The organism is Pseudomonas sp. 58 R 12 (genome assembly GCF_900005865.1).
Lineage (GTDB): Bacteria > Pseudomonadota > Gammaproteobacteria > Pseudomonadales > Pseudomonadaceae > Aquipseudomonas > Aquipseudomonas tritici.
The window spans coordinates 275,284-295,446 of sequence record NZ_CVTP01000016.1 but is presented as its reverse complement, the minus strand read 5'-3'; the positions used below and the strand labels follow the sequence as shown (position 1 = coordinate 295,446).

General features: G+C 61.3%; 18 protein-coding genes. 13 read left to right on the top strand and 5 right to left on the bottom strand.

What is annotated here, in order from left to right; genetic code table 11:
* Positions 1–119 precede the first annotated feature (119 nt).
* Entirely contained in the window at positions 120–866 is a 747-nt protein-coding gene (locus BFP95_RS10705) for an NRDE family protein (RefSeq protein WP_065874393.1), read from the bottom strand.
* Positions 867–987: 121 nt separating this feature from the next.
* Between BFP95_RS10705 and BFP95_RS10700 the strand changes: the two genes are divergently transcribed.
* From BFP95_RS10700 to BFP95_RS10690, 3 genes are all read left to right on the top strand, one after another.
* A complete protein-coding gene (locus BFP95_RS10700; RefSeq protein ID WP_065874392.1) occupies positions 988–1,770 on the top strand; it encodes a sulfite exporter TauE/SafE family protein in 783 nt (260 codons plus the stop codon).
* Positions 1,771–1,835: 65 nt separating this feature from the next.
* Complete coding sequence (gene lgt / locus BFP95_RS10695) at positions 1,836–2,648, top strand: prolipoprotein diacylglyceryl transferase (RefSeq protein WP_065910023.1); 813 nt, start codon at positions 1,836–1,838, stop codon at positions 2,646–2,648.
* A gap of 52 nt (positions 2,649–2,700) precedes the next feature.
* On the top strand, positions 2,701–3,534 hold the full coding sequence (locus BFP95_RS10690) for a thymidylate synthase (protein ID WP_065874390.1): 834 nt from the start codon (positions 2,701–2,703) through the stop codon (positions 3,532–3,534).
* 127 nt (positions 3,535–3,661) lie between these two features.
* Here BFP95_RS10690 and cadR read toward each other — a convergent pair whose 3' ends face one another.
* The gene (gene cadR / locus BFP95_RS10685) at positions 3,662–4,102 is read right to left on the bottom strand and encodes a Cd(II)/Pb(II)-responsive transcriptional regulator (RefSeq protein WP_049711068.1); all 441 of its coding nucleotides are present in this window, start codon (positions 4,100–4,102) and stop codon (positions 3,662–3,664) included.
* Between the two features lie 85 nt (positions 4,103–4,187).
* On the opposite strand from cadR, the gene BFP95_RS10680 reads away from it, so the two are divergent.
* The 8 genes from BFP95_RS10680 to BFP95_RS10645 all read left to right on the top strand — a co-directional run bounded on the left by BFP95_RS10680 (position 4,188) and on the right by BFP95_RS10645 (position 14,048).
* On the top strand, positions 4,188–6,440 hold the full coding sequence (locus BFP95_RS10680; RefSeq protein ID WP_065910021.1) for a heavy metal translocating P-type ATPase: 2,253 nt from the start codon (positions 4,188–4,190) through the stop codon (positions 6,438–6,440).
* 16 nt (positions 6,441–6,456) lie between these two features.
* A complete protein-coding gene (locus BFP95_RS10675; protein ID WP_065874388.1) occupies positions 6,457–7,320 on the top strand; it encodes a LysR family transcriptional regulator in 864 nt (287 codons plus the stop codon).
* A 406-nt stretch (positions 7,321–7,726) separates the two neighbouring features.
* Complete coding sequence (locus BFP95_RS10670) at positions 7,727–8,791, top strand: putative 2-aminoethylphosphonate ABC transporter ATP-binding protein (protein WP_065874387.1); 1,065 nt, start codon at positions 7,727–7,729, stop codon at positions 8,789–8,791.
* A gap of 1 nt (position 8,792) precedes the next feature.
* Positions 8,793–10,505 (top strand): putative 2-aminoethylphosphonate ABC transporter permease subunit, encoded by a 1,713-nt coding sequence (locus BFP95_RS10665; protein ID WP_065910019.1) that lies wholly within the window; start codon positions 8,793–8,795, stop codon positions 10,503–10,505.
* Between the two features lie 22 nt (positions 10,506–10,527).
* Complete coding sequence (locus BFP95_RS10660; RefSeq protein WP_049711073.1) at positions 10,528–11,550, top strand: putative 2-aminoethylphosphonate ABC transporter substrate-binding protein; 1,023 nt, start codon at positions 10,528–10,530, stop codon at positions 11,548–11,550.
* 125 nt (positions 11,551–11,675) lie between these two features.
* Positions 11,676–12,809: a TIGR03364 family FAD-dependent oxidoreductase gene (locus BFP95_RS10655; protein WP_065874385.1), complete on the top strand. Its 1,134-nt coding sequence runs from the start codon at positions 11,676–11,678 to the stop codon at positions 12,807–12,809.
* The gene (locus tag BFP95_RS10650; RefSeq protein WP_065874384.1) at positions 12,809–13,375 is read left to right on the top strand and encodes a phosphonate degradation HD-domain oxygenase; all 567 of its coding nucleotides are present in this window, start codon (positions 12,809–12,811) and stop codon (positions 13,373–13,375) included. Before BFP95_RS10655 ends, BFP95_RS10650 begins: the two co-directional genes overlap by 1 nt.
* 82 nt (positions 13,376–13,457) lie before the next feature.
* Positions 13,458–14,048 carry a hypothetical protein gene (locus tag BFP95_RS10645; protein WP_065874383.1) on the top strand — a complete coding sequence of 197 codons (591 nt, stop codon included), beginning with the start codon at positions 13,458–13,460 and terminating at the stop codon, positions 14,046–14,048.
* Here the strand turns inward: BFP95_RS10645 and BFP95_RS10640 are convergent.
* On the bottom strand, positions 14,012–15,370 hold the full coding sequence (locus BFP95_RS10640; protein WP_065874382.1) for a DUF3482 domain-containing protein: 1,359 nt from the start codon (positions 15,368–15,370) through the stop codon (positions 14,012–14,014). The two genes, BFP95_RS10645 and BFP95_RS10640, sit on opposite strands and share 37 nt — an antisense overlap.
* The gene (locus BFP95_RS10635; RefSeq protein ID WP_065891349.1) at positions 15,363–16,742 is read right to left on the bottom strand and encodes a DUF2868 domain-containing protein; all 1,380 of its coding nucleotides are present in this window, start codon (positions 16,740–16,742) and stop codon (positions 15,363–15,365) included. The genes BFP95_RS10640 and BFP95_RS10635 overlap by 8 nt, the downstream gene beginning before the upstream one ends.
* A 69-nt stretch (positions 16,743–16,811) precedes the next feature.
* On the opposite strand from BFP95_RS10635, the gene BFP95_RS10630 reads away from it, so the two are divergent.
* Positions 16,812–17,324, top strand: coding sequence for a dihydrofolate reductase (locus tag BFP95_RS10630; protein WP_065910017.1), 513 nt, complete (start codon positions 16,812–16,814; stop codon positions 17,322–17,324).
* An 84-nt stretch (positions 17,325–17,408) separates the two neighbouring features.
* On the opposite strand, the gene BFP95_RS10625 is transcribed toward BFP95_RS10630, so the two are convergent.
* Positions 17,409–18,800 (bottom strand): L-cystine transporter, encoded by a 1,392-nt coding sequence (locus tag BFP95_RS10625; RefSeq protein ID WP_065871975.1) that lies wholly within the window; start codon positions 18,798–18,800, stop codon positions 17,409–17,411.
* A gap of 242 nt (positions 18,801–19,042) precedes the next feature.
* Between BFP95_RS10625 and BFP95_RS10620 the strand changes: the two genes are divergently transcribed.
* A complete protein-coding gene (locus tag BFP95_RS10620; protein ID WP_065910016.1) occupies positions 19,043–20,101 on the top strand; it encodes a phosphorylcholine phosphatase in 1,059 nt (352 codons plus the stop codon).
* The last annotated feature ends 62 nt before the right edge of the window (positions 20,102–20,163 follow it).

Genomic DNA, 20,163 nt, shown 5'->3' with positions numbered 1-20,163 from the left:
GGGCTTGCCCCGCGCTGGGCTGCGAAGCAGCCCTAATACAATCACCGCATGCTTTCAGATAGAGCCGGTTAGCTGGTTTTGGGGCGGCTTCGCCACCCAGCGCGGGGCAAGCCCGCTCACTACAAGCTGAGTTCTACCTCGCCAAGTCGCCCACCATGCGGCCCAAAACTGCGCTCCACCATCCGCCGCGACCCATCTGCATTCACAATCAACGCCGTACTCGCCCGCGTGCCGTAACTCGGGCTGGCAATAAACACGCTCGACAACAAACTCTCAGTCGCCAAGCCCACCCCGGTATCCGGCAAATCCGCAAACGGCGCCGTCTGCGGATCACTCAAAATATCCAACAACGCCTCAGGCTGCGGGTCCTCCAGCATCTCGCTCAACGCCGCTTTGGCCTTGATCAGCTTGGGCCACGGCGTGTCCAGCCCGGCATTGGACAACCCATACACCCCGGCCTCCAAACGCGTCGGCTCAGTGTGATTAGCGTTGTAGTGCCACAACTCATTGCGCGTACCCACCAGCAGGTTAAACCCGGCATATTCAATCGATCGACCGTTAACATCGGCCAGATACGCTTCAATCGGCAACGAACCACTGAGAAACCGCGCCACTAACTCCCCGCGCGACTTACGTGCCGGCGGCTGGTGCGGGTCGCGGATATTGGTCAAGGCGGCAAAGCGCCCGTCGGCATTCACCCCCAGCCAGGTACCGCCTGCTTCCTGATCGCGGCCGGCGAAGACTTCGGGCACGTCCGGCCATTGGGCCAGCGGCAGGCTGGGGCGGGCGTAGAACTCATCACGGTTGGCCGCGACGATCAGCGGTTGGGCGTGGCCCGGCCGCCAGGCGAAAACAATCAGGCACATCAGGCGATTCCCTTTTGTGTTTTTTGCCACTCTACCGGCAGCAACGCAGGCGTTCCATCGTATCCAGTTGGGTTGCATGCCTTCCATCCGTTAACATGCCGGACTTGGTCTGGGGGCTCCCATGGAATTTCTGCTGTATTTGCTGCTCGGCGCCTGTGCGGGCGTGCTCGCCGGGCTGTTTGGCGTGGGCGGCGGGATTATCATCGTGCCGGTGCTGGTGTTCAGCTTCACCTTGCAGGGCTTTGATCCGCAAGTGCTGACCCACCTGGCCGTGGGCACTTCCCTGGCGACGATCATCTTTACCTCGGTGAATGCCGTGCGTGAGCACCATCGGCGTGGCGCGGTGCGTTGGCCGATCTTTGTGTGGATGACCGTGGGTATCCTGATCGGCGCAGGCTTTGGTGCACTGACCGCCGAGGCGATTTCCGGCCCCCACCTGCAAAAGATCATCGGCGTGTTTGCCTTGTTGGTGGCCGTGCAACTGGCCCTGGAGGTCAAGCCCAAGGCCAACCGAACGGTGCCGGGCAAGGTTGGCCTGACCATCGCCGGCACATTTATCGGCTGGGCTTCGGCGATTTTCGGGATTGGCGGCGGCTCGCTGACCGTACCGTTCCTGACCTGGCGCAGCGTGCCGATGCAGCAGGCTGTGGCCACTTCATCGGCTTGTGGCCTGCCGATTGCGCTGGCCAGTGCATTAAGTTTCATGATTCTGGGCTGGCATGACCCGCTGTTGCCCGCTCATAGTCTAGGGTTCGTGTATTTGCCGGCACTGTTGGGCATTGCCCTGACCAGTATGGTGTTCGCCCGTTTCGGCGCACGCCTGGCGCATCGGTTGTCGCCGCGTTTGCTCAAGCGGTTGTTCGCCGGGCTGCTGTTCTGTGTCGGTTTAAACTTTTTGTTGTAATGCAGGCTTAATCGCGCCCGGGCATGGTCCGGGCGCTATAACGAATGATTTAACGAGGAGTCGCAATGCTGCCTTACCCGCAGATCGACCCGGTGGCCTTGGCTATCGGTCCGCTGAAAATCCACTGGTACGGGTTGATGTACCTGATCGGCATCGGCGGTGCCTGGTTTCTGGCTTCCCGACGCCTGAACCGTTTCGATCCGACCTGGACCAAGGAGAAGCTCTCCGACCTGATCTTCTGGTTGTCGATGGGCGTTATCGTCGGCGGGCGCCTGGGGTATGTGCTGTTCTACGACCTCTCCGCGTACATCGCCAACCCGACGCTGATTTTCGAAGTGTGGAAGGGCGGCATGGCGTTCCACGGTGGGTTTATCGGCGTGATGATCGCCGCCTGGTGGTTTGGCCGGCGTAACGGCAAGTCGTTCTTCCAACTGATGGACTTCATCGCACCGATGGTGCCGATCGGCCTGGGCGCTGGGCGTATCGGTAACTTCATCAATGCCGAACTCTGGGGCAAGCCGACCGACGTGCCGTGGGCGATGGTGTTCCCGCCGTTCAGCGACCCGGCGCAATTGCCGCGCCACCCGTCGCAGCTCTACCAGTTCGCGTTGGAAGGCGTGGCACTGTTCCTTATCCTGTACCTCTTCTCGCGCAAGCCGCGCCCGACCATGGCCGTGTCCGGCATGTTCGCGTTGTTCTACGGGATCTTCCGATTCATCGTCGAGTTCGTGCGCGTGCCGGATGCGCAATTGGGCTACCTGGCGTTCGGTTGGGTGACCATGGGTCAAATCCTCAGCCTGCCGATGATCCTGGGCGGCCTGGGCTTGCTGTGGTGGGCGTACAATCGCCCGCAGCCTTTGAAGAACACCGCGCTTTAAATTCGAATGCCGAGGCCTGCAAGGTCTCGGCTTCAACGATACGGGTAAACAAATGAAGCAATATCTCGAACTACTGAACGACGTCGTGACCAATGGATTGACCAAGGGCGATCGCACCGGCACCGGCACCAAGGCCGTGTTTGCCCGTCAGTATCGGCATAACTTGGCCGACGGCTTCCCGCTGCTGACCACCAAGAAGCTTCACTTCAAAAGCATCGCCAACGAGCTGATCTGGATGTTGAGTGGCAACACCAACATCAAGTGGCTCAACGAAAACGGCGTAAAGATCTGGGACGAATGGGCGACCGAAGAAGGTGACCTGGGCCCGGTGTACGGCGAGCAGTGGACCGCCTGGCCGACCAAGGATGGCGGCACGATCAACCAGATCGACTACATGGTCCACACGCTCAAGACCAACCCGAACAGCCGCCGCATCCTGTTCCACGGCTGGAACGTCGAGTACCTGCCGGACGAGACCAAGAGCCCGCAGGAAAACGCGCGCAATGGCAAACAAGCCTTACCGCCGTGCCACCTGCTGTACCAGGCATTCGTGCACGACGGTCACCTGTCGATGCAGTTGTATATCCGCAGTTCCGACGTATTCCTCGGCCTGCCGTACAACACCGCCGCGCTGGCATTGCTGACCCATATGCTGGCCCAGCAATGCGACCTGATCCCCCACGAGATCATCGTCACCACCGGCGACACTCACGCGTACAGCAACCATATGGAGCAGATCAAGACCCAACTGGCGCGCACGCCGAAGAAGCTGCCGGAACTGGTGATCAAGCGTAAGCCTGCGTCGATCTATGACTACAAGTTCGAAGACTTCGAGATCGTGGGCTACGACGCCGACCCAAGCATCAAGGCCGACGTCGCGATCTAAAGATTATCTCGATCAAATGTGGGAGCGGGCTTGCTCGCGAAAGCTGTACATCAGATACACATTCAGTTACTGACACACCGCCTTCGCGAGCAAGCCCGCTCCCACATTTGGTCCGTGCTCACTTGAGTTAATGGCCGTGGCTTCTGCCCACATGTGAGGGCTCAGCCTCGCTCGCCGCCACACTCCCACTGACTTCCAGCCGCTGCAGAATCCCGCATTCCGGCCCGCCGCCACAGCGTTGGCGCAGGTCCAGCAACTGCTCCTGCAATGCCAACAACCCATCAATCCGCGCTTTCACGTGGTGGATATGCTCATCGATCAACGCGTTCACGTTTTCGCACTGGTCTTGGGGGCTGTCGCGTAGCCCAAGCAGGCTGCGGATTTCTTCCAAGGTCATGTCGAGGCTGCGGCAATTGCGGATAAAGATCAGCCGCTCGGTGTGTGCCTGGGTGTACACACGGTAGTTGGCCTCGGTGCGTGCCGGGGGCGGCAACAGGCCTTCCTTCTCGTAATAACGGATGGTTTCAACCGGGCAGTCGGTCAGTTTGGCCAGTTCGCCGATCTTCATTGCGGCAATCTCCAAATGGGTGCTTGACCCTATAGTGGCTACAGGGTCTTTACTTGGCAACAGGCACCTTTATGGACGCGACAGAATGAGCGATTCCCTCCACACCCCGCATAAACACGACCATGACCACGATCATGGCCCGAAAAAACTCACGCCTGTGCATGACCATGGCCACGGCGGCGCGTGCTGCTCCGGTACACCCGCACCTGCGCGGGTGCAACTGAGCGAAGCGCCCACCGCCGGCTCGCGCCTGAGCACTTTCCGCATCGAAGCCATGGACTGCCCCACCGAGCAGACGCTGATCCAGAACAAACTGGGCAAGCTGGCCGGTGTGCAGCAGCTGGAATTCAACCTGATCAACCGCATCCTTGGCGTCACCCATGACCTGCCGAGCACTGCACCGATCATCGACGCGATCAAATCCATCGGCATGCAGGCTGATCCCATTGAGGAAGGCACTCCGGCCGCCGCGCCGCCCGCCAAGAAACCCTGGTGGCCGCTGGCGTTGTCCGGTGTGGGCGCGTTGGGCGCCGAAGTGCTGCACTTCACCAATGCCGCGCCCACGTGGGTGATCGCGGTGGTGGCGCTGATCTCGATTCTCAGCGGCGGCCTCACCACCTATAAAAAGGGCTGGATTGCCCTGAAAAACCTCAACCTGAACATCAATGCCCTGATGAGCATCGCCGTGACCGGCGCGATCCTGATCGGCCAATGGCCGGAAGCGGCGATGGTGATGTTCCTGTTCACCGTGGCCGAGTTGATCGAAGCCAAGTCCCTGGACAGAGCGCGTAACGCCATCAGTGGCTTGATGCAGATGACACCAGAGCAGGCCACGGTGCAGCAGGCTGATGGATCATGGGCTGAAAAAGAGGTCAAAAGCATTGATCTGGGTGCAATCGTGCGGGTAAAGCCCGGCGAGCGCATCGGCCTGGACGGTGAAGTCACCGCTGGCCAATCCACCATCGATCAGGCACCGATCACCGGTGAAAGCCTGCCAATTGAAAAGACCGTGGGCGATAAAGTCTTCGCCGGCACCATCAACCAGGCCGGCTCCCTGGAATACAAAGTCACCGCAGCGGCGAACAACTCCACTTTGGCGCGTATCATTCACGCGGTGGAACAGGCCCAAGGCGCACGGGCACCGACCCAGCGTTTCGTCGACCGCTTCTCGAAGATCTACACCCCGGCCGTGTTCCTGTTCGCGCTGGGCGTAGCGGTGATTCCGCCGCTGTTCATGGCCGGCGTGTGGTTCGACTGGATCTACCGCGCCCTGGTCCTGCTGGTGGTTGCGTGCCCCTGTGCCTTGGTGATTTCCACGCCTGTGACCATCGTCAGTGGCCTGGCGGCGGCGGCGCGCAAAGGCATCCTGATCAAGGGCGGCGTGTACCTGGAGGGTGGTTACAAGCTCGACTACCTGGCCCTCGACAAGACCGGCACCATCACCCACGGCAAACCGGTGCAAACCGATTACTTGGCGCTCTTCCCCAACATCGAAGACAGCGCACCGGCGCTGGCCGCCAGTTTGGCCGTGCGTTCCGATCACCCGGTGTCGCTGGCGATTGCCAACGCGGCTGTGGATAAAAACCTGCCGATGCACGTTGTGGATAACTTCGAAGCCTTGGCCGGGCGTGGCGTGCGTGGCGATATCAACGGCGAAACCTACCACCTGGGCAACCACCGCCTGGTAGAAGACCTGGGCCTGTGCTCACCGGAGCTGGAAGAGAAACTCTTCGCCCTGGAAAAACAGGGCAAGTCCGTGGTGCTGCTGCTCGACAAGTCCGGCCCGCTGGCGCTGTTCGCCGTCGCCGACACGGTCAAGGACAGCAGCCGTGAAGCGATCCAGCAGTTGCATGACCTGGGCATCAAAACCCTGATGCTCACCGGCGACAACACCCACACCGCCCAGGCGATTGCTGCCCAGGTCGGCATCGACCAGGCCCAGGGCGACCTGTTGCCTACGGATAAGCTGCAAGCCATTGAAGCCCTGTATGGCCAAGGGTTCCGCGTGGGCATGGTCGGCGACGGTATCAACGATGCGCCAGCCCTGGCTCGCGCCGAGATCGGTTTTGCCATGGCTGCAGCCGGCACCGACACGGCCATTGAGACCGCCGATGTGGCGCTGATGGACGATGATTTGCGCAAGATTCCGGCATTCATTCGTCTGTCGCGGCAAACGTCGAGTATCCTCAAGCAGAACATCGCCCTGGCGCTGGTGATCAAGGCGATCTTCCTCGCGGTCACTTTCCTGGGCATGGCCACCATGTGGATGGCGGTGTTCGCCGACATGGGCGTGAGCCTGCTGGTGGTGTTCAACGGCCTGCGCCTGTTGCGCAAATAATTGAGGTGAGGGTGGTGTGCTGAGTGCCGAGTTGAAGGCTTTTTTCATGGTCGCCCGCCTGGGCAGTATTACCCAGGCGGCGAAGAAACTCGGCCTGAGCCAACCCACCGTTACCACCCAGATCCGCAACCTTGAAAGCCAATACGGTGTTGAGCTGTTCTACCGGGGCGGCCGTCGCCTCACTGTCAGCGACGAAGGTGCGCGCCTGCTGCCGATGGTCAAGGCGCTGTTGCAGCAGGAAGCGGACATCGAGTTTTTCCTGCGCAACAGTGGCCAGGTCCAGGGTGCGCTGAGGATCGCCGCGACGGCGCCGTATTACATCCTCGACCTGGTCAAAGCCTTTCGCGAACGCCTGCCGCAGGTGGAGGTGTCGGTGGAAATCGGCAACTCCCAGCAGGTGCTTGAAGCGCTGGACGATTACCGCGTTGATGTCGCTGCGTCGTCGCAGCTGCTGGAAGACCCGCGCCTTATTCGCCGCGTGCTGGGCACCGACCCTTTGGTGCTGGCGGTGCATCGCAATCATCCACTGGCCAAGCTCGATCATGTACCGCTCACTGCGTTGGCCGGGCATACCTTGTTGATGCGTGAAGCCGGCTCCACCACGCGGCGCCTGACCGAAGAAATGCTACAGGGCGCAAGCGTAAGTTACGGCCCGCTGTTGGAAATCGGCAGCCGGGAATCGATTCGCGAGGCGGTGCTGCGCAATATTGGCATCAGCATCATTGCTCGCCAGGAAGTGCCGCATGATCCGCAGTTGCGGGTGTTGACCATCGAGAATGCGCCGCAGATCCCGGAGTATTTGTACTGCCTCAAGGAGCGCAAAGGCGCGCGGCTGCCGGCGGCGTTTCTGGGGTTGGCGCAGGAAATGTCACCGATTTAAGGTTGTGTGGTGGCCTTTGAATCGCCATCGCAGGCAAGCCAGCTCCCACAGTTGAATGTGTTCACCGATCAACACTGTGGGAGCCGGGCTTGCCCGCGATGAGCATGGGTATCTACATATCTAGAGCGAGCCTCTGCGTAGCAGCTGTCGAGCCTTGGCGAGGCTGCGTCAGCGGTGTGTCAGACAGACCGCAAACGCAGCCTCGCCAAGGCTCGACAGCTGCTACGCGATATCACATTTAGAATGTGTAGATACCCATGCCGCGATGAGGCCTGCCCAGGCAGCCCATCTCCATCAGTCCTACACAAATCCACGAATACCACTATCACTGCCTTTTGCCTTCCTGCCACACCAGCGACGCATTGCCTGCCTAGCATGGCCTTCATCAGTTTGATGAGGTGCCTCCATGAACACAGCCCTGACCCAACCCGGCGCGCCAATGAAGGTGCGCGGTATCCAGAAACGCTTCGGCGCTTTTACCGCGCTGGATAACGTCTCCCTGGACGTCGCCGCTGGCGAGCTGGTGTGCCTGCTGGGCCCGTCCGGCTGCGGCAAGACCACCTTGTTGCGTTGCATCGCCGGCCTGGAGCGCCAGGACAGCGGCGAACTTTACCTGGGCAGTCGCGATGTTTCCCTGCTGCCACCCCAGGCGCGGGACTACGGCATTCTGTTCCAGTCCTACGCGCTGTTTCCCAACCTGACTGTCGAAGCGAATATCGGCTACGGCCTCGCCGGCAGCGGCCGCGATGAAGTGCGCAAGCGCGTCGGGCAGATGCTCGAACTGGTCGGCCTGGTCGGCAGTGAAAAGAAATACCCGGGCCAACTCTCCGGCGGCCAGCAGCAACGCGTTGCGCTCGCCCGGGCATTGGCGCCGGCGCCCTCATTGCTGTTGCTGGACGAACCGATGTCGGCCCTCGATGCCCGCGTGCGCGAACATCTGTGCACCGAGCTGCGCCAACTGCAACGCCGCCTGGGCATCACCACGCTGATGGTCACCCACAACCAGGACGAAGCCATGCTGATGGCCGACCGCATCGCGGTGATGAACAACGGCAAGGTCGAGCAATACGCCACGCCCCAGGAGATCTATGACCGCCCGGCCACCCCGTTCGTGGCGGAGTTTGTCGGTCAGGGCAACTGGCTGCCGTTCAGTCGCAACAGTGCCAGCCACGCGCAGGTCGGCGGGATGAACATGCGCTTGGCCGACGATGCTGGCATCGCCAAGTCCGGCCGTCTGTTTTGCCGCCCGGAAGCGATCAGCGTCAACCCGCCAGTGCACGAAGAAAACCTGTTCCCGGCCAAGGTCCGCGAGATCACCTTTCTCGGCAACCGCTGCCGCATGAGCTTCGAGCTGGAGCAATTGCCCGGCCATCCGCTGCTGGCCGAAGTGGCTCCGGAAGCCATGCCACGCCTGGGCGCTCAGCATATCTGGGTCGCCTTGCCGCCGCGCAGCCTGCAGGTGTTTGCCTGAGATGGCTGCTGTCATGACATTGCCTGAGCCGCGTCAGGTCTCCCGCGCCGAGCTGGGTGATCGTGTTTTTGTGGTCGGCGGCAAATTGCTTTGGCTGTGCCTGTTGGGTGTTGCCGTACTGCTGCCATTGCTGGCGATCTTCTGGCGCGGTTTCAGCAGCGAAGCCGGGCAGGGCGGCGGCCTGGTGGCGGCGCGGGAACTGCTCACCAGTGACAACTTCCACTGGCTGCTGGGCAATAGCTTGAAAGTTTCCCTCAGCGTCGGGGCCATCGTCGTACCGCTGGCCTACCTGTTTGCCTACGCATTGCAGCGTACGTTGATTCCCGGCAAGGCGATCTGGCGCGGCATGTCGCTGCTGCCACTGATGGCGCCGTCGATGTTGCCGGGCATTGCGCTGGTGTATCTGTTCGGCAACCAGGGCATGTTGCGCGGGCTGCTCTCGGACAATATCTACGGCTTCTGGGGCATTGTGCTGGGCGAGGTGATCTACACCTTCCCACAGGCCTTGATGATTCTGCTGTCGGCGCTGTCCTTGGCGGATGCGCGGCTGTTTGATGCGGCCTCGAGCATGGGGGCCAGCCCGGCCCGGGCGTTCCGCAGCATTACCTGGCCGGCCACACGCCAGGCGGTGTTCGCTGCGTTCTGTCTGGTGTTCACCTTGACCATCACCGACTTCGGCGTGCCCGTCGTGGTCGGCGGCGATTATCAGGTGCTGGCCCTGGAAGCCTACAAGGCTGTGGTTGGTCAACAACAGTTCGGCCGCGGTGCGCTGATCGGCATGGTGTTGCTGCTGCCAGCACTGTTCAGCTTTGGTGTGGATGCCTGGCTACGCCGTCGCCACGGCGATTCCATGAGCGGTCGTGCCCAAGTCTTCCAACCGTTGCCATCGCGCCCAAGAGATGGCTGCTACCTGGCCATCGTGCTGCTGATCTGCGCCGTGTTGCTGCTGGTATTCGGCATGGCAGTGTATTCCTCGCTGGTGAAGTTCTGGCCGTACAACCTGTCGCTGTCGCTCAATCACTACCAGTTCGAAGATACCGCCGGCGGCGGCTGGCTGGCCTATCGCAACAGCCTGACCATGGCGCTGTGCACCGCGTTGATCGGCAGCGTGCTGATCTTCACGGGCGCGTATTTGATGGAAAAGACCAAGGGCCAGAAGGGCCTGAACCTGGCGCTGCGCATGCTCAGCTTTGTGCCGATGGCGGTGCCTGGGCTGGTGCTGGGCCTTGGCTACGTGTTCTTTTTCAACCTTAACGGCAACCCGCTGCATGTGTTCTACGGGACCATGACCCTGCTGGTGGTGTGCACCATTGCTCACTATTTGACCACCGCGCAAATGACCGCGACCACGGCGTTGCGCCAGCTCGACGCCGAATTCGAAGCCGCTGCGTTGTCGCTCAAGGCGCCGTTGTACCGCCATTACTTGAACGTCACGGTGCCGATCTGCCTGCCGGCGCTGCTGGACATCGTGCGCTACCTGTTTGTGTCGGCGATGACCACCGTGTCCGCCGCGATCTTCCTCTACAGCCCCGACACCATCCTTGCCGCCGTTGCCGTGTTGAACATGGACGACGCCGGCAACGTGGGCGGTGCGGCGGCCATGTCGACCCTGATCCTGTTCACGTCGGCCGGCGTCTCGCTGCTGCTGGCGTGGGCCTCACGTAGCGCGTTGCGCCGGTCCCAAGCCTGGCGCCAGACCGCGCCCGGCCAATAAACATCCCTGAAGGAGGTGCTCCATGTTCAAGCCCCTGGCGCTGGTCGCTGCCGTACTGACCGCATTCAGTCTGAATGCCTTCGCCAAAACCGAGCTGACGGTGTACACGGCCCTCGAAGCCGAGCAGTTGAAGACCTACAAAAAAGCCTTCGAACAGGCCAACCCGGACATTGAAATCAAGTGGGTGCGTGATTCCACCGGGATCATCACCGCCAAGCTGTTGGCCGAGAAAGACCGCCCGCAAGCCGATGTGGTCTGGGGCCTGGCCGCGTCGAGCCTGGCGATCCTCGATCAGCAGGGCATGCTGGATAACTACGCGCCCAAGGACCTGGACAAGATTGGCAAAAACTACCGCGACGCTGCCAACCCACCAGCCTGGGTCGGTATGGATGTGTGGGCCGCGACCATCTGCTTCAACACCGTCGAAGCCGAGAAACAGGGCCTGACCAAGCCGGTGAGCTGGCAGGACCTGACCAAGCCTGAATACAAGGGCAAGATCGTCATGCCCAACCCGGCCTCGTCCGGCACCGGTTTCCTGGACGTGAGCGCCTGGCTGCAAACCTTCGGCGAGAAACAGGGCTGGCAGTACATGGACGACCTGCACCAGAACATCGGCCAGTACGTTCACTCCGGCTCCAAGCCGTGCAAGTTGGCGGCGTCGGGTGAGTTCCCGATCGGGATTTCGTTCGAGTACCCGGCCGTACAACTGAAACGCCAGGGTGCGCCGCTGGATATCATCCTGCCCAAAGAAGGCCTGGGCTGGGACATTGAAGCCACCGCCGTGCTCAAGGGCTCTGCCCATGCCGACGCGGCGAAAAAACTCGCCGACTTCTCGGCCAGCCCTGCTGCCATGGACCTGTACAAGGACAACTTCGCCGTCCTTGCCCAGCCGGGAATTGCCAAGCCGCAGACTGAATTGCCGGCCGATTACGAGCAGCGCCTGATCAAGAACGACTTTGCCTGGGCCTCGAAAAACCGCGACAGCATTTTGGCTGAGTGGCGCAAGCGCTATGACGGCAAGTCGGAGAAGGTGGCGGGTCAGTAATATTTTCGTTTGGGCTGATGGCCTCTTCGCGGGCAAGCCCGCTCCCACATTTGAAGGTGTTCGCAAGTCAACGTGTGGGAGCTGGCTTGCCTGCGATAGCGGTCTCGAATTCAGGACATCATTCAATGACACACCACAGCGACCTGCTGATTATCGGTGCCGGCATCCTCGGCCTGTCTCACGCCTATGCTGCCGCCAAGCGCGGCCTCAAGGTCAAAGTCTTCGAACGTAGCGCCACACCATTGGGCGCCTCGGTGCGCAACTTCGGCCAAGCCCTGGTCACCGGCCAACCGCCGGGACCGATGCTCGACCTGGCGCGGGAAAGCCGAGACATCTGGGGGCATTGGGCCCAGGTAGCCGGGCTGCAACTCAAGCGCAACGGTTCGTACCTGTTCGCTCGCACCGAAGCCGAGGAGCATCTGCTGGAAGCGTTCTGCGCCGGTCGTGCAAAACAATACGGCTACAACGTCGAACTGCTGCAAGGTTCAGCAATGCGGGATCTGTACGGCGGCCAGTTCCGCCATCACCGCGCCGCGCTGCATGGCAAGGACGATCAGCAACTGTATTCCCGCGAAGCGATCCCGGCGCTGATCAACTACCTGGCGCAGGAACTGAACGTGGATTTTTACTTTTCCACCTTGGTGCGCGACGTCGAACCGGGCCAGTTGCACAGCACGGCGGGCAGCTTTCGTGGCGAGCAGATCATTGTCTGTTCCGGTCACGACTACCAAACCTTGCTGGCCGAAGCGATGGCCGAACTCAACCCGAGTATCTGCCGCCTGCAAATGCTGCGCGCGCGGCCAGCCGTGAATCTGAACCTGCAACACGCGTTGCTCACCGGCCTGAGTTGCGTGCACTACGGCGCATTCGCCGATCTGCCGGAAGCCGCGCCGGTACAGGCGCAGATCCTGCGTGAAGCACCGCACCTGCATGAACACGGGATTCACCTGCTGATCAGCCCGACGCCTCACGGCGAGCTGATCATCGGCGACTCCCATGACTACGGCAGCGATGCTTCGCCGTTCAATGCCGAGCAGGTCGATGACTGGATGATCGAACTGGCTGAGCAGACCCTGGGCTGCAAGATCCAGGTGCTGGAACGCTGGCAGGGTGTGTACGGCTCGCGGGGGCCGGCGCCGTTCTCGTTCCTGCGCGCGGCGCCTGGAGTGAGTGCGGCATTGATGCACACCGGTGTCGGCATGAGCGTGGGGCCGGCGATGGCCGAGCGAAATATCACTGCATTGTGGGGCGCGGCGTGATGAGCCCGGAGCAGGCGATAGCCGAAGTGTTCGGCCTGTACGAGGCGCACGGCACGGCGGATTACATCGGCGAGCCGGTGTCGCAGATCGAACACATGTCCCAGGCCGCGCAACTGGCCATGGCCGAAGGCTTTGATGACGAAGTGGTACTGGCGGCGTTTTTCCATGACATCGGCCATCTCTGCGGCAGGGGCGACGCGAACATGGGCGGTTATGGCGTGGTCAGCCATGAGCGGCTGGGGGCGGATTATCTGCGCCGTGCAGGGTTCAGCGAACGCATGACCAGGTTGGTGGAGTATCACGTGCAGGCCAAGCGCTACCTGACCTTCAGCCAGCCGGGCTATTACGCCCGCCTGAGCGACGCAAGCCGCCGTACGTTGGCTTACCAGGGCGGGGTGATGAACGCCGAAGAGGCCGTGGCTTTCGAACAGGATCCGCTGTGCGCGGTGAGCTTGCGTATGCGTTATTGGGATGAGCAGGCCAAGAAAATCCATGTGCCGGTGCTCGACCTTGAAGTGCTCAAGGCCAAGGCGCGCAAGTTACTGATGCCGCGTCGCGATTTCTGACAGTGTGCTGTGGTGTTGTTACCTGTGCCGGTCGATGGGGGTGATTTAAGTTCTTGTCTCATCCCTTTATTGAGACAGGCGTATGCGTTATTTAAAAGCGATCGCTCAGGACCGTAGCGGAAACTGCAGGGCCGATACGGTCATATTGCATTTTTATGAGAGCCATGAAGGCGGGCCGGATGAGTTAAGTCACGAGGCCTTGGCCGTTGATATGAACGCCGATGGTGTTATTGATATGCAGTGCGCGGGAGACATCAACCGTGATGGGCGGTGCAACATTCGGGATAAGCAATTACTGAAGGAGTTTGCGAATACGTTCTTGAAGCTTAACTGGTTTAACCAGGGTGAAAGTGCTCAACGGAGTTTGTCTGTGTATGTTGATCATTACGGTAAGACCAGCTCACCGAACGCCGTAAAACTGGAGTTTCACGATGTGCTGGGCGCTATCCGCAAGCAAAGCCTGGCTTACAGTGCAGCCGCTTATGACGCTGATGGGAATGGGGTGCTTGAGTCATTCACCAACAGTGATGTCGATAGAAATGGTGTCGCAGACAAAGCGGACAAAGAGTGGGTTCGGGCGCTTGCCACTTCTTTCCTGGCCATGCTGTGGTACGAGCAATTACCCCTTGGCGCAAATCAGAGCTGCGTGGCCAAGCTTTCTACCAGGTCCTGACGCTCGGCCTGACTGAGTTTGGCGTGGGGGTTAAGAGAAGACCATTGCGGATGCGCGCGAGCCTTGTGCAGCGCGTCAGGCAGCTTGCCTTCGCGCCAGGTTTTGTCCTGGGGCGTGTCGACCTTGATGCTGTGCATAGCCGCATGGCCGCGCAGGTTCAGGGCCTTGAGCAACTGGCGTTGGCGCAGGGCAAGCAAGCGCAGCACGGCGTCGTCGACGGTCAGCTCACGCTGGCCCTTGATCTTGCCCAACAGGCGGCTGCCGTAGCTACGTGCGGTTTGCAGTGCACCACCAGCAATTGCACCGGCCAGTGCGGCGGCGCCCAGCGTTAACCCTCCGACCAGTAAATCCACGCCTGCACCCGCCGCCGCGCCTGCGGCGATCCCGCCGCCGACGCGCACGCCGAGCTGCTTGAGGGTTTCCGGGTTGAACAGGTCATCGCCCCAGCGGCCATCCAGCAGCGGCAAGTCGCTGGCGGCGGCGTCCTGCGGGCGGAAGCCGAACAGCTTGAGCAGCGCTTCCACACACTTCTGCTCACGTTGACGCACGGCTTTGCGCAGGTCGCCGATGGCTTGCGGCTCATCTTCAGTCACCACGCTGCGTCGGCACGCTGCACAGTCGATCAACAGCTCGGCGATCAAGCGGGCAGCACTTTGCTGGCGGGCCTGACGCTGGGCCTCCTGATCAAGAATCAAGCGTTCCAATTGTGGCCGGGCGTTTTCCAGCAGCAGGGCGAGGCTTTCATACAGTCGCCGTTCGCCGTCTTCCGGTGGCGCGACGCTGTCGAAACGCACCAGCGCATGCAGACCGAGGCGGGCCAGGGCTTCACGCCAATCCGGCTCGCGGTGGTCGCTGCTGCTGACAAAGTTGAGCACCGGCAGCAACGGCTTGCCGCAACTGGCCAGTACTTGAAGCTCATCGCGGTACTTGGCCAGCACCGGCTCGCGGGCGTCGATCACATACAGGCCCGCGTCAGACGCCAACAGTTGGCGCAGCACCTTGGCCTCCTGTTCGAAACGCTGGCGGGCTTCGCTGCCCTCCAGGAAGCGCGCCAGCCGGGCCGGGCCGTCGAGGCGTTCGCCGGGGCGATCCAAGCGTTCCAAATAGTCGAGCAGGGCGATGGCATCTTCCAGGCCGGGCGTGTCGTACAGCTCCAGCAAGGCTTCGCCATCCACCGACAAGCGCGCCCCTTCGACATGCCGCGTGGTGCTGGGGCGATGGGAGACTTCGCCGAAGCCGACATCACGGGTCAGCGTACGCAGCAGCGAGGTCTTGCCGACATTGGTGTGGCCCACCACGGCGAGTTTCAGTGGCTTAGTCATGACCGGTCTCCAGCCAGTTCAGCGGCGCGCAGTCGGCGAAGGGCAGTTCAAGTTGTTGCAGTGCGGCGTGCCAATCGCCCAGGCGCTCGGCGTCCAGCGCCTGGCCGGGCGGTGCTTGCAGCAGCCAGACGCGGGTGGCGGTGGCGCTGCGCGCGAGTTCGGCGATCAGCGCGAGGCTGCCACGGTCCGGCGAGCGGCGCGGGTCGCAAGCGATGGCCAGGCGTGCAGGAGGGAAGCGCGTGAGCTGCTCCAGCAGCTTGTTGCGTGATTCGCGGCTGTCGAGAATGCCGGCGTTTTTCACGCTGGCGGGCAGTTTGGGCGGCCAAGTGTGCCGGTCGTCCAGTTCGATGGCGACCAGCAGCGCGCCTTCGCTTTCCAATTCACTGACACCCCCGCTGACGTGGTGCAGTTGTTCCGGCGCTGCGTCGTTGACCCCGAGGCGCTCACTGCTCGGCATGAGGCGTTCGCGCAGCTGGCTGTAGCCGGGCAGGTTGAGGTCCAGGCGCAGGGCGGCGCGCCCGCGTTTCCAGCGCCACAGGCACAGCAGGGCGAGGGCCAAGCGAGGCAGCAGGCCATAGACGAGCAGCACGCCCACCAGCCAGGCGGCCCAGGCTTGGCGGGCGCTTTCGATATTCAGCGCGGAATCGCCGCTGGCGCGGATCATATCGACGGTCGGCACGTTGAAACCCAGCATAGCCGGCAAGGTGCTGAGGGCCTGGGTGACGGCGACGAAGGTGTCGGCGCCAAGAATGGTGGTTTCCCACACGAAGCCGTAACGGCGGGTGGCAAGTAGCGTAAGAAGAATCACCATGGCGCTGAGCAACGCCAACAACCACAGGCTGTTGACCAGCACACCGACCGCCCAGCGATTGAGTTTCTGGCGCTGCAACAGCAGCAACAGCGCTGGTGCCAGCTGTGCAGCCTTGGCGTCACGCGCGAGCTTCTCGCTGAGCCACAGCCACAGGCGCCCAAGACTGGCGCTGTGTTCGCCGGCAAACAGCAGGCCCAGGGCCCAACTGATCAACAGGATGAGGTTCAAACCAAGCAGGCTGCCCAAGGCCCAGAACACATTCACCGGGGTCAGGCCGTTGCCCATTGCCGCAAAGGCCAGGCCGGCGCCACTGATCACGGCGACGATCACCAGCAGCACCAGCGCCAGTCGCGCACCTTGCAGCCAGCGCGTGAGCGCGGCGGTCAGGCCATCACGCTCGGCCAGGTGCAGGGCGCGCTGTTGAATGCGCGTCGGCAAGTCGCCACCGGCCGAGCGGGCCAGGCGGTTGGCTTCCAGGTCTTCCAGCGGGCCGGCGTGTTCTTCACGCAGGCGCACGGTTTCTGTCAGCCAGAGTTTTTGCAGGGGGTTCAGTGCAGTCACGCGCCGTCCTGTTGAGCAAGTGAACGTGGAGCATAACCGCTGGCCTGCGCCTCTGGTATTCTCGTCGCCATGAAAAAAACTCTCCCTTTAAGCCTGATCGCAGCCCTCGGTGAAAACCGCATGATCGGCGTCGACAACAGCATGCCCTGGCACTTGCCGGGGGATTTCAAATATTTCAAAGCCACTACGCTCGGCAAGCCGATCATCATGGGGCGCAAGACCTGGGATTCTCTGGGCCGACCGCTGCCGGGGCGCTTGAATCTTGTGGTTAGCCGTCAGACCGATCTGGCGCTTGAAGGTGCGGAAGTTTTTCCGTCATTGGAGGCTGCGGTTGAACGCGCTGAGGCGTGGGCGCTGGAGCAGGGCGTGGATGAGCTGATGCTGATCGGTGGGGCGCAGTTGTATGCGCAGGGGCTGGAGCAGGCGGATCGGTTGTATTTGACGCGGGTGGCGTTGAGCCCGGAAGGGGACGCATGGTTTCCGGAGTTTGATGCGGACCAGTGGAAGCTGGTTTCAAATCTGGAGAACCCAGCTGAAGGCGATAAGCCAGCGTACAACTTCGAGGTCTGGGAAAAAATCTAACTTCTTGTAGTGAGCGGGCTTGCCCCGCGCTGGGTGGCGAAGCCGCCCCGCGCGGGGCAAGCCCGCTCACTACAGTTCTTGGCTTCAGGCCTGCGCTAATTCCGCATGCTCATCCGCATTCAACAATTCCTTATCCGTCTGGCCCATGATCTGGCTGGTAATTGCCCCCGCCGTCATCGAACCGTTCACGTTCAACGCCGTGCGGCCCATGTCGATCAGCGGCTCCACGGAAATCAGCAGCGCCACCAGTGACACCGGCAACCCCATGGCCGGCAGTACGATCAGCGCGGCAAATGTCGCCCCGCCGCCCACGCCTGCAACACCTGCCGAACTTAAGGTCACAATCGCCACCAGCGTCGCGATCCACAGCGGGTCCAGCGGGTTGATGCCCACGGTTGGCGCGACCATCACCGCCAACATCGCGGGATAAAGGCCCGCGCAACCGTTCTGGCCAATGGTCGCGCCAAACGAGGCGGCGAAACCGGCGATAGACTGCGGGATACCCAGGCGACGGGTCTGCGCTTCAATGCTCAGCGGGATCGACGCGGCGCTGGAGCGGCTGGTGAAGGCAAACGTCAATACCGGCCACACCTTGCGGAAAAAACGCAGCGGGTTGATCCCGGCTAAAGACAGCAGCAGGCCGTGCACCATAAACATCAGGCCCAGCGCCAAGTACGACACCACCACAAAACTGCCGAGCTTGATGATGTCTTGCAGGTTGGAGCCGGCGACCACTTTAGTCATCAGCGCCAATACGCCGTAGGGCGTCAGCTTCATGACCAGGCGCACCAGGCGCATCACCCAGGCTTGCAGGGTGTCGATGGCGTTGAGTACTTTTTGACCTTTTTCCACGTCATCCTTGAGCAGCTGCAGCGCGGCAACGCCCAGGAAGGCCGCGAAAATCACCACGCTGATAATCGACGTCGGCTTGGCGCGCGCGAGGTCGGCGAACGGGTTGGCCGGCACGAACGACAGCAGCAATTGCGGGATATTCAGGTCGGCGACCTTGCCGGCGTAATCGCTCTGGATCACCTGCAGGCGTGCCATTTCCTGGGTGCCGGCCACCAGGCCTTCGGCGGTGAGGCCGAACAGGTTGGTGAGGCCAATACCGATCAGCGCGGCAATCGCGGTGGTGAACAGCAGCGTGCCGATGGTCAGGAAACTGATCTTGCCCAGGGACGAGGCATTGTGCAGACGCGCCACGGCGCTGAGGATCGAGGCGAACACCAGCGGGATCACGATCATTTGCAGCAGTTGCACGTAGCCGTTGCCGACCAGGTCAAACCAGCCTATGGACGCTTTGAGTACCGGATTACCATCGCCGTAGATCGTGTGCAGCACGGTGCCGAACACCACGCCGAGAACCAGGGCGAATAGAACCTTCTTGGCGAGGCTCCAGTGTGTGCGACGGGTTTGTGCCAGGCCCAGCAACAGGGCCACGAACACCAGTAAGTTGAGAATCAGGGGCAGATTCATTAGAGCTCCGTTGAGAAGGCAGCCAATCGCGTGAGCCTGCGATTGCGAACCGGCAAGCCTAACAGCTTGAAATATATTGATTTAATACCGATATGGAATGGTCAGTGTCGTTTTTGGAATAAGCATTTGCCGCTCAGGCGTATGAGTGTGACGGGATCAGGACGCGCACGGTCGTGCTCGAAGTGGGAACTGTCACAGGGATTTGTTAGCGTCGACGTCTTTCACTCAGGGAGACAACGCCTATGAAGTTCGTGCCGAAATTACTCGCCGCCGCATTCTGCCTCGGACTCGTCAGCCAGGCGTTCGCCGCCACCGAGCTGAAGCACTGGCCCGCGCCGGCGGCCAAGCAACTGAATGAAATGATCGCCGCCAACGCCAACAAGGGTAATTTCGCGGTGTTCGACATGGACAACACCAGCTACCGCTACGACCTCGAAGAATCCCTGCTGCCCTACATGGAAAACAAGGGCCTGATCACCCGTGACAGCCTTGATCCATCGCTCAAACTGATGCCGTTCAAAGACACGGCCGACCATAAGGAAAGCCTGTTCAGTTACTACTATCGCCTTTGCGAAGTGGACGACATGGTCTGCTACCCATGGGTCGCCCAAGTGTTTTCGGGTTTTACCCTCAAGGAGCTCAAGGTGCAGGTCGATGAGCTGATGGCCTCCGGCAAGCCCGTGCCCGTCAGCTATTTCGAAGGCGACGTGGTGAAGAAATCCGAGGTGCAACCGCCGAAAGTCTTCACCGGCCAGGCCGAGCTGTACAACAAACTGATGGAAAATGGCATCGAGGTGTATGTGATGACCGCGGCTTCGGAAGAGCTGGTGCGCATGGTCGCCGCCGATCCGAAGTACGGCTACAACGTCAAACCCGAGAACGTCATCGGCGTGACCACTTTGCTCAAGGATCGCAAGACCGGCGAGCTGACCACCGCGCGCAAACAGATCAGCGCCGGTAAGTATGACGAGAAGGCCAACCTCGGCCTGGAACTGACCCCCTACCTGTGGACCCCGGCCACCTGGATGGCCGGTAAGCACGCGGCGATCCTCACCTACATCGATGAGTGGAAAAAACCGGTGATCGTCGGCGGCGATACCCCGACCAGCGACGGCTACATGCTGTTTCACGATGTGGACGTAGCCAAAGGCGGCATCCACCTGTGGATCAACCGCAAGGACAAGTACATGACGCAGCTTAACGGCATGATCGCCAAGCACGCAGCGGCGCAGGCCAAGGAAGGGTTGCCGGTGACGGCGGACAAGAATTGGGTGATTGTGAAGCCTGAGGATATTCAGTAAGCGTCTTCAGTCGAAGTGCGGTCAGTGTGGGAGCTGGCTTGCCTGCGATGGCATCGCCCCGG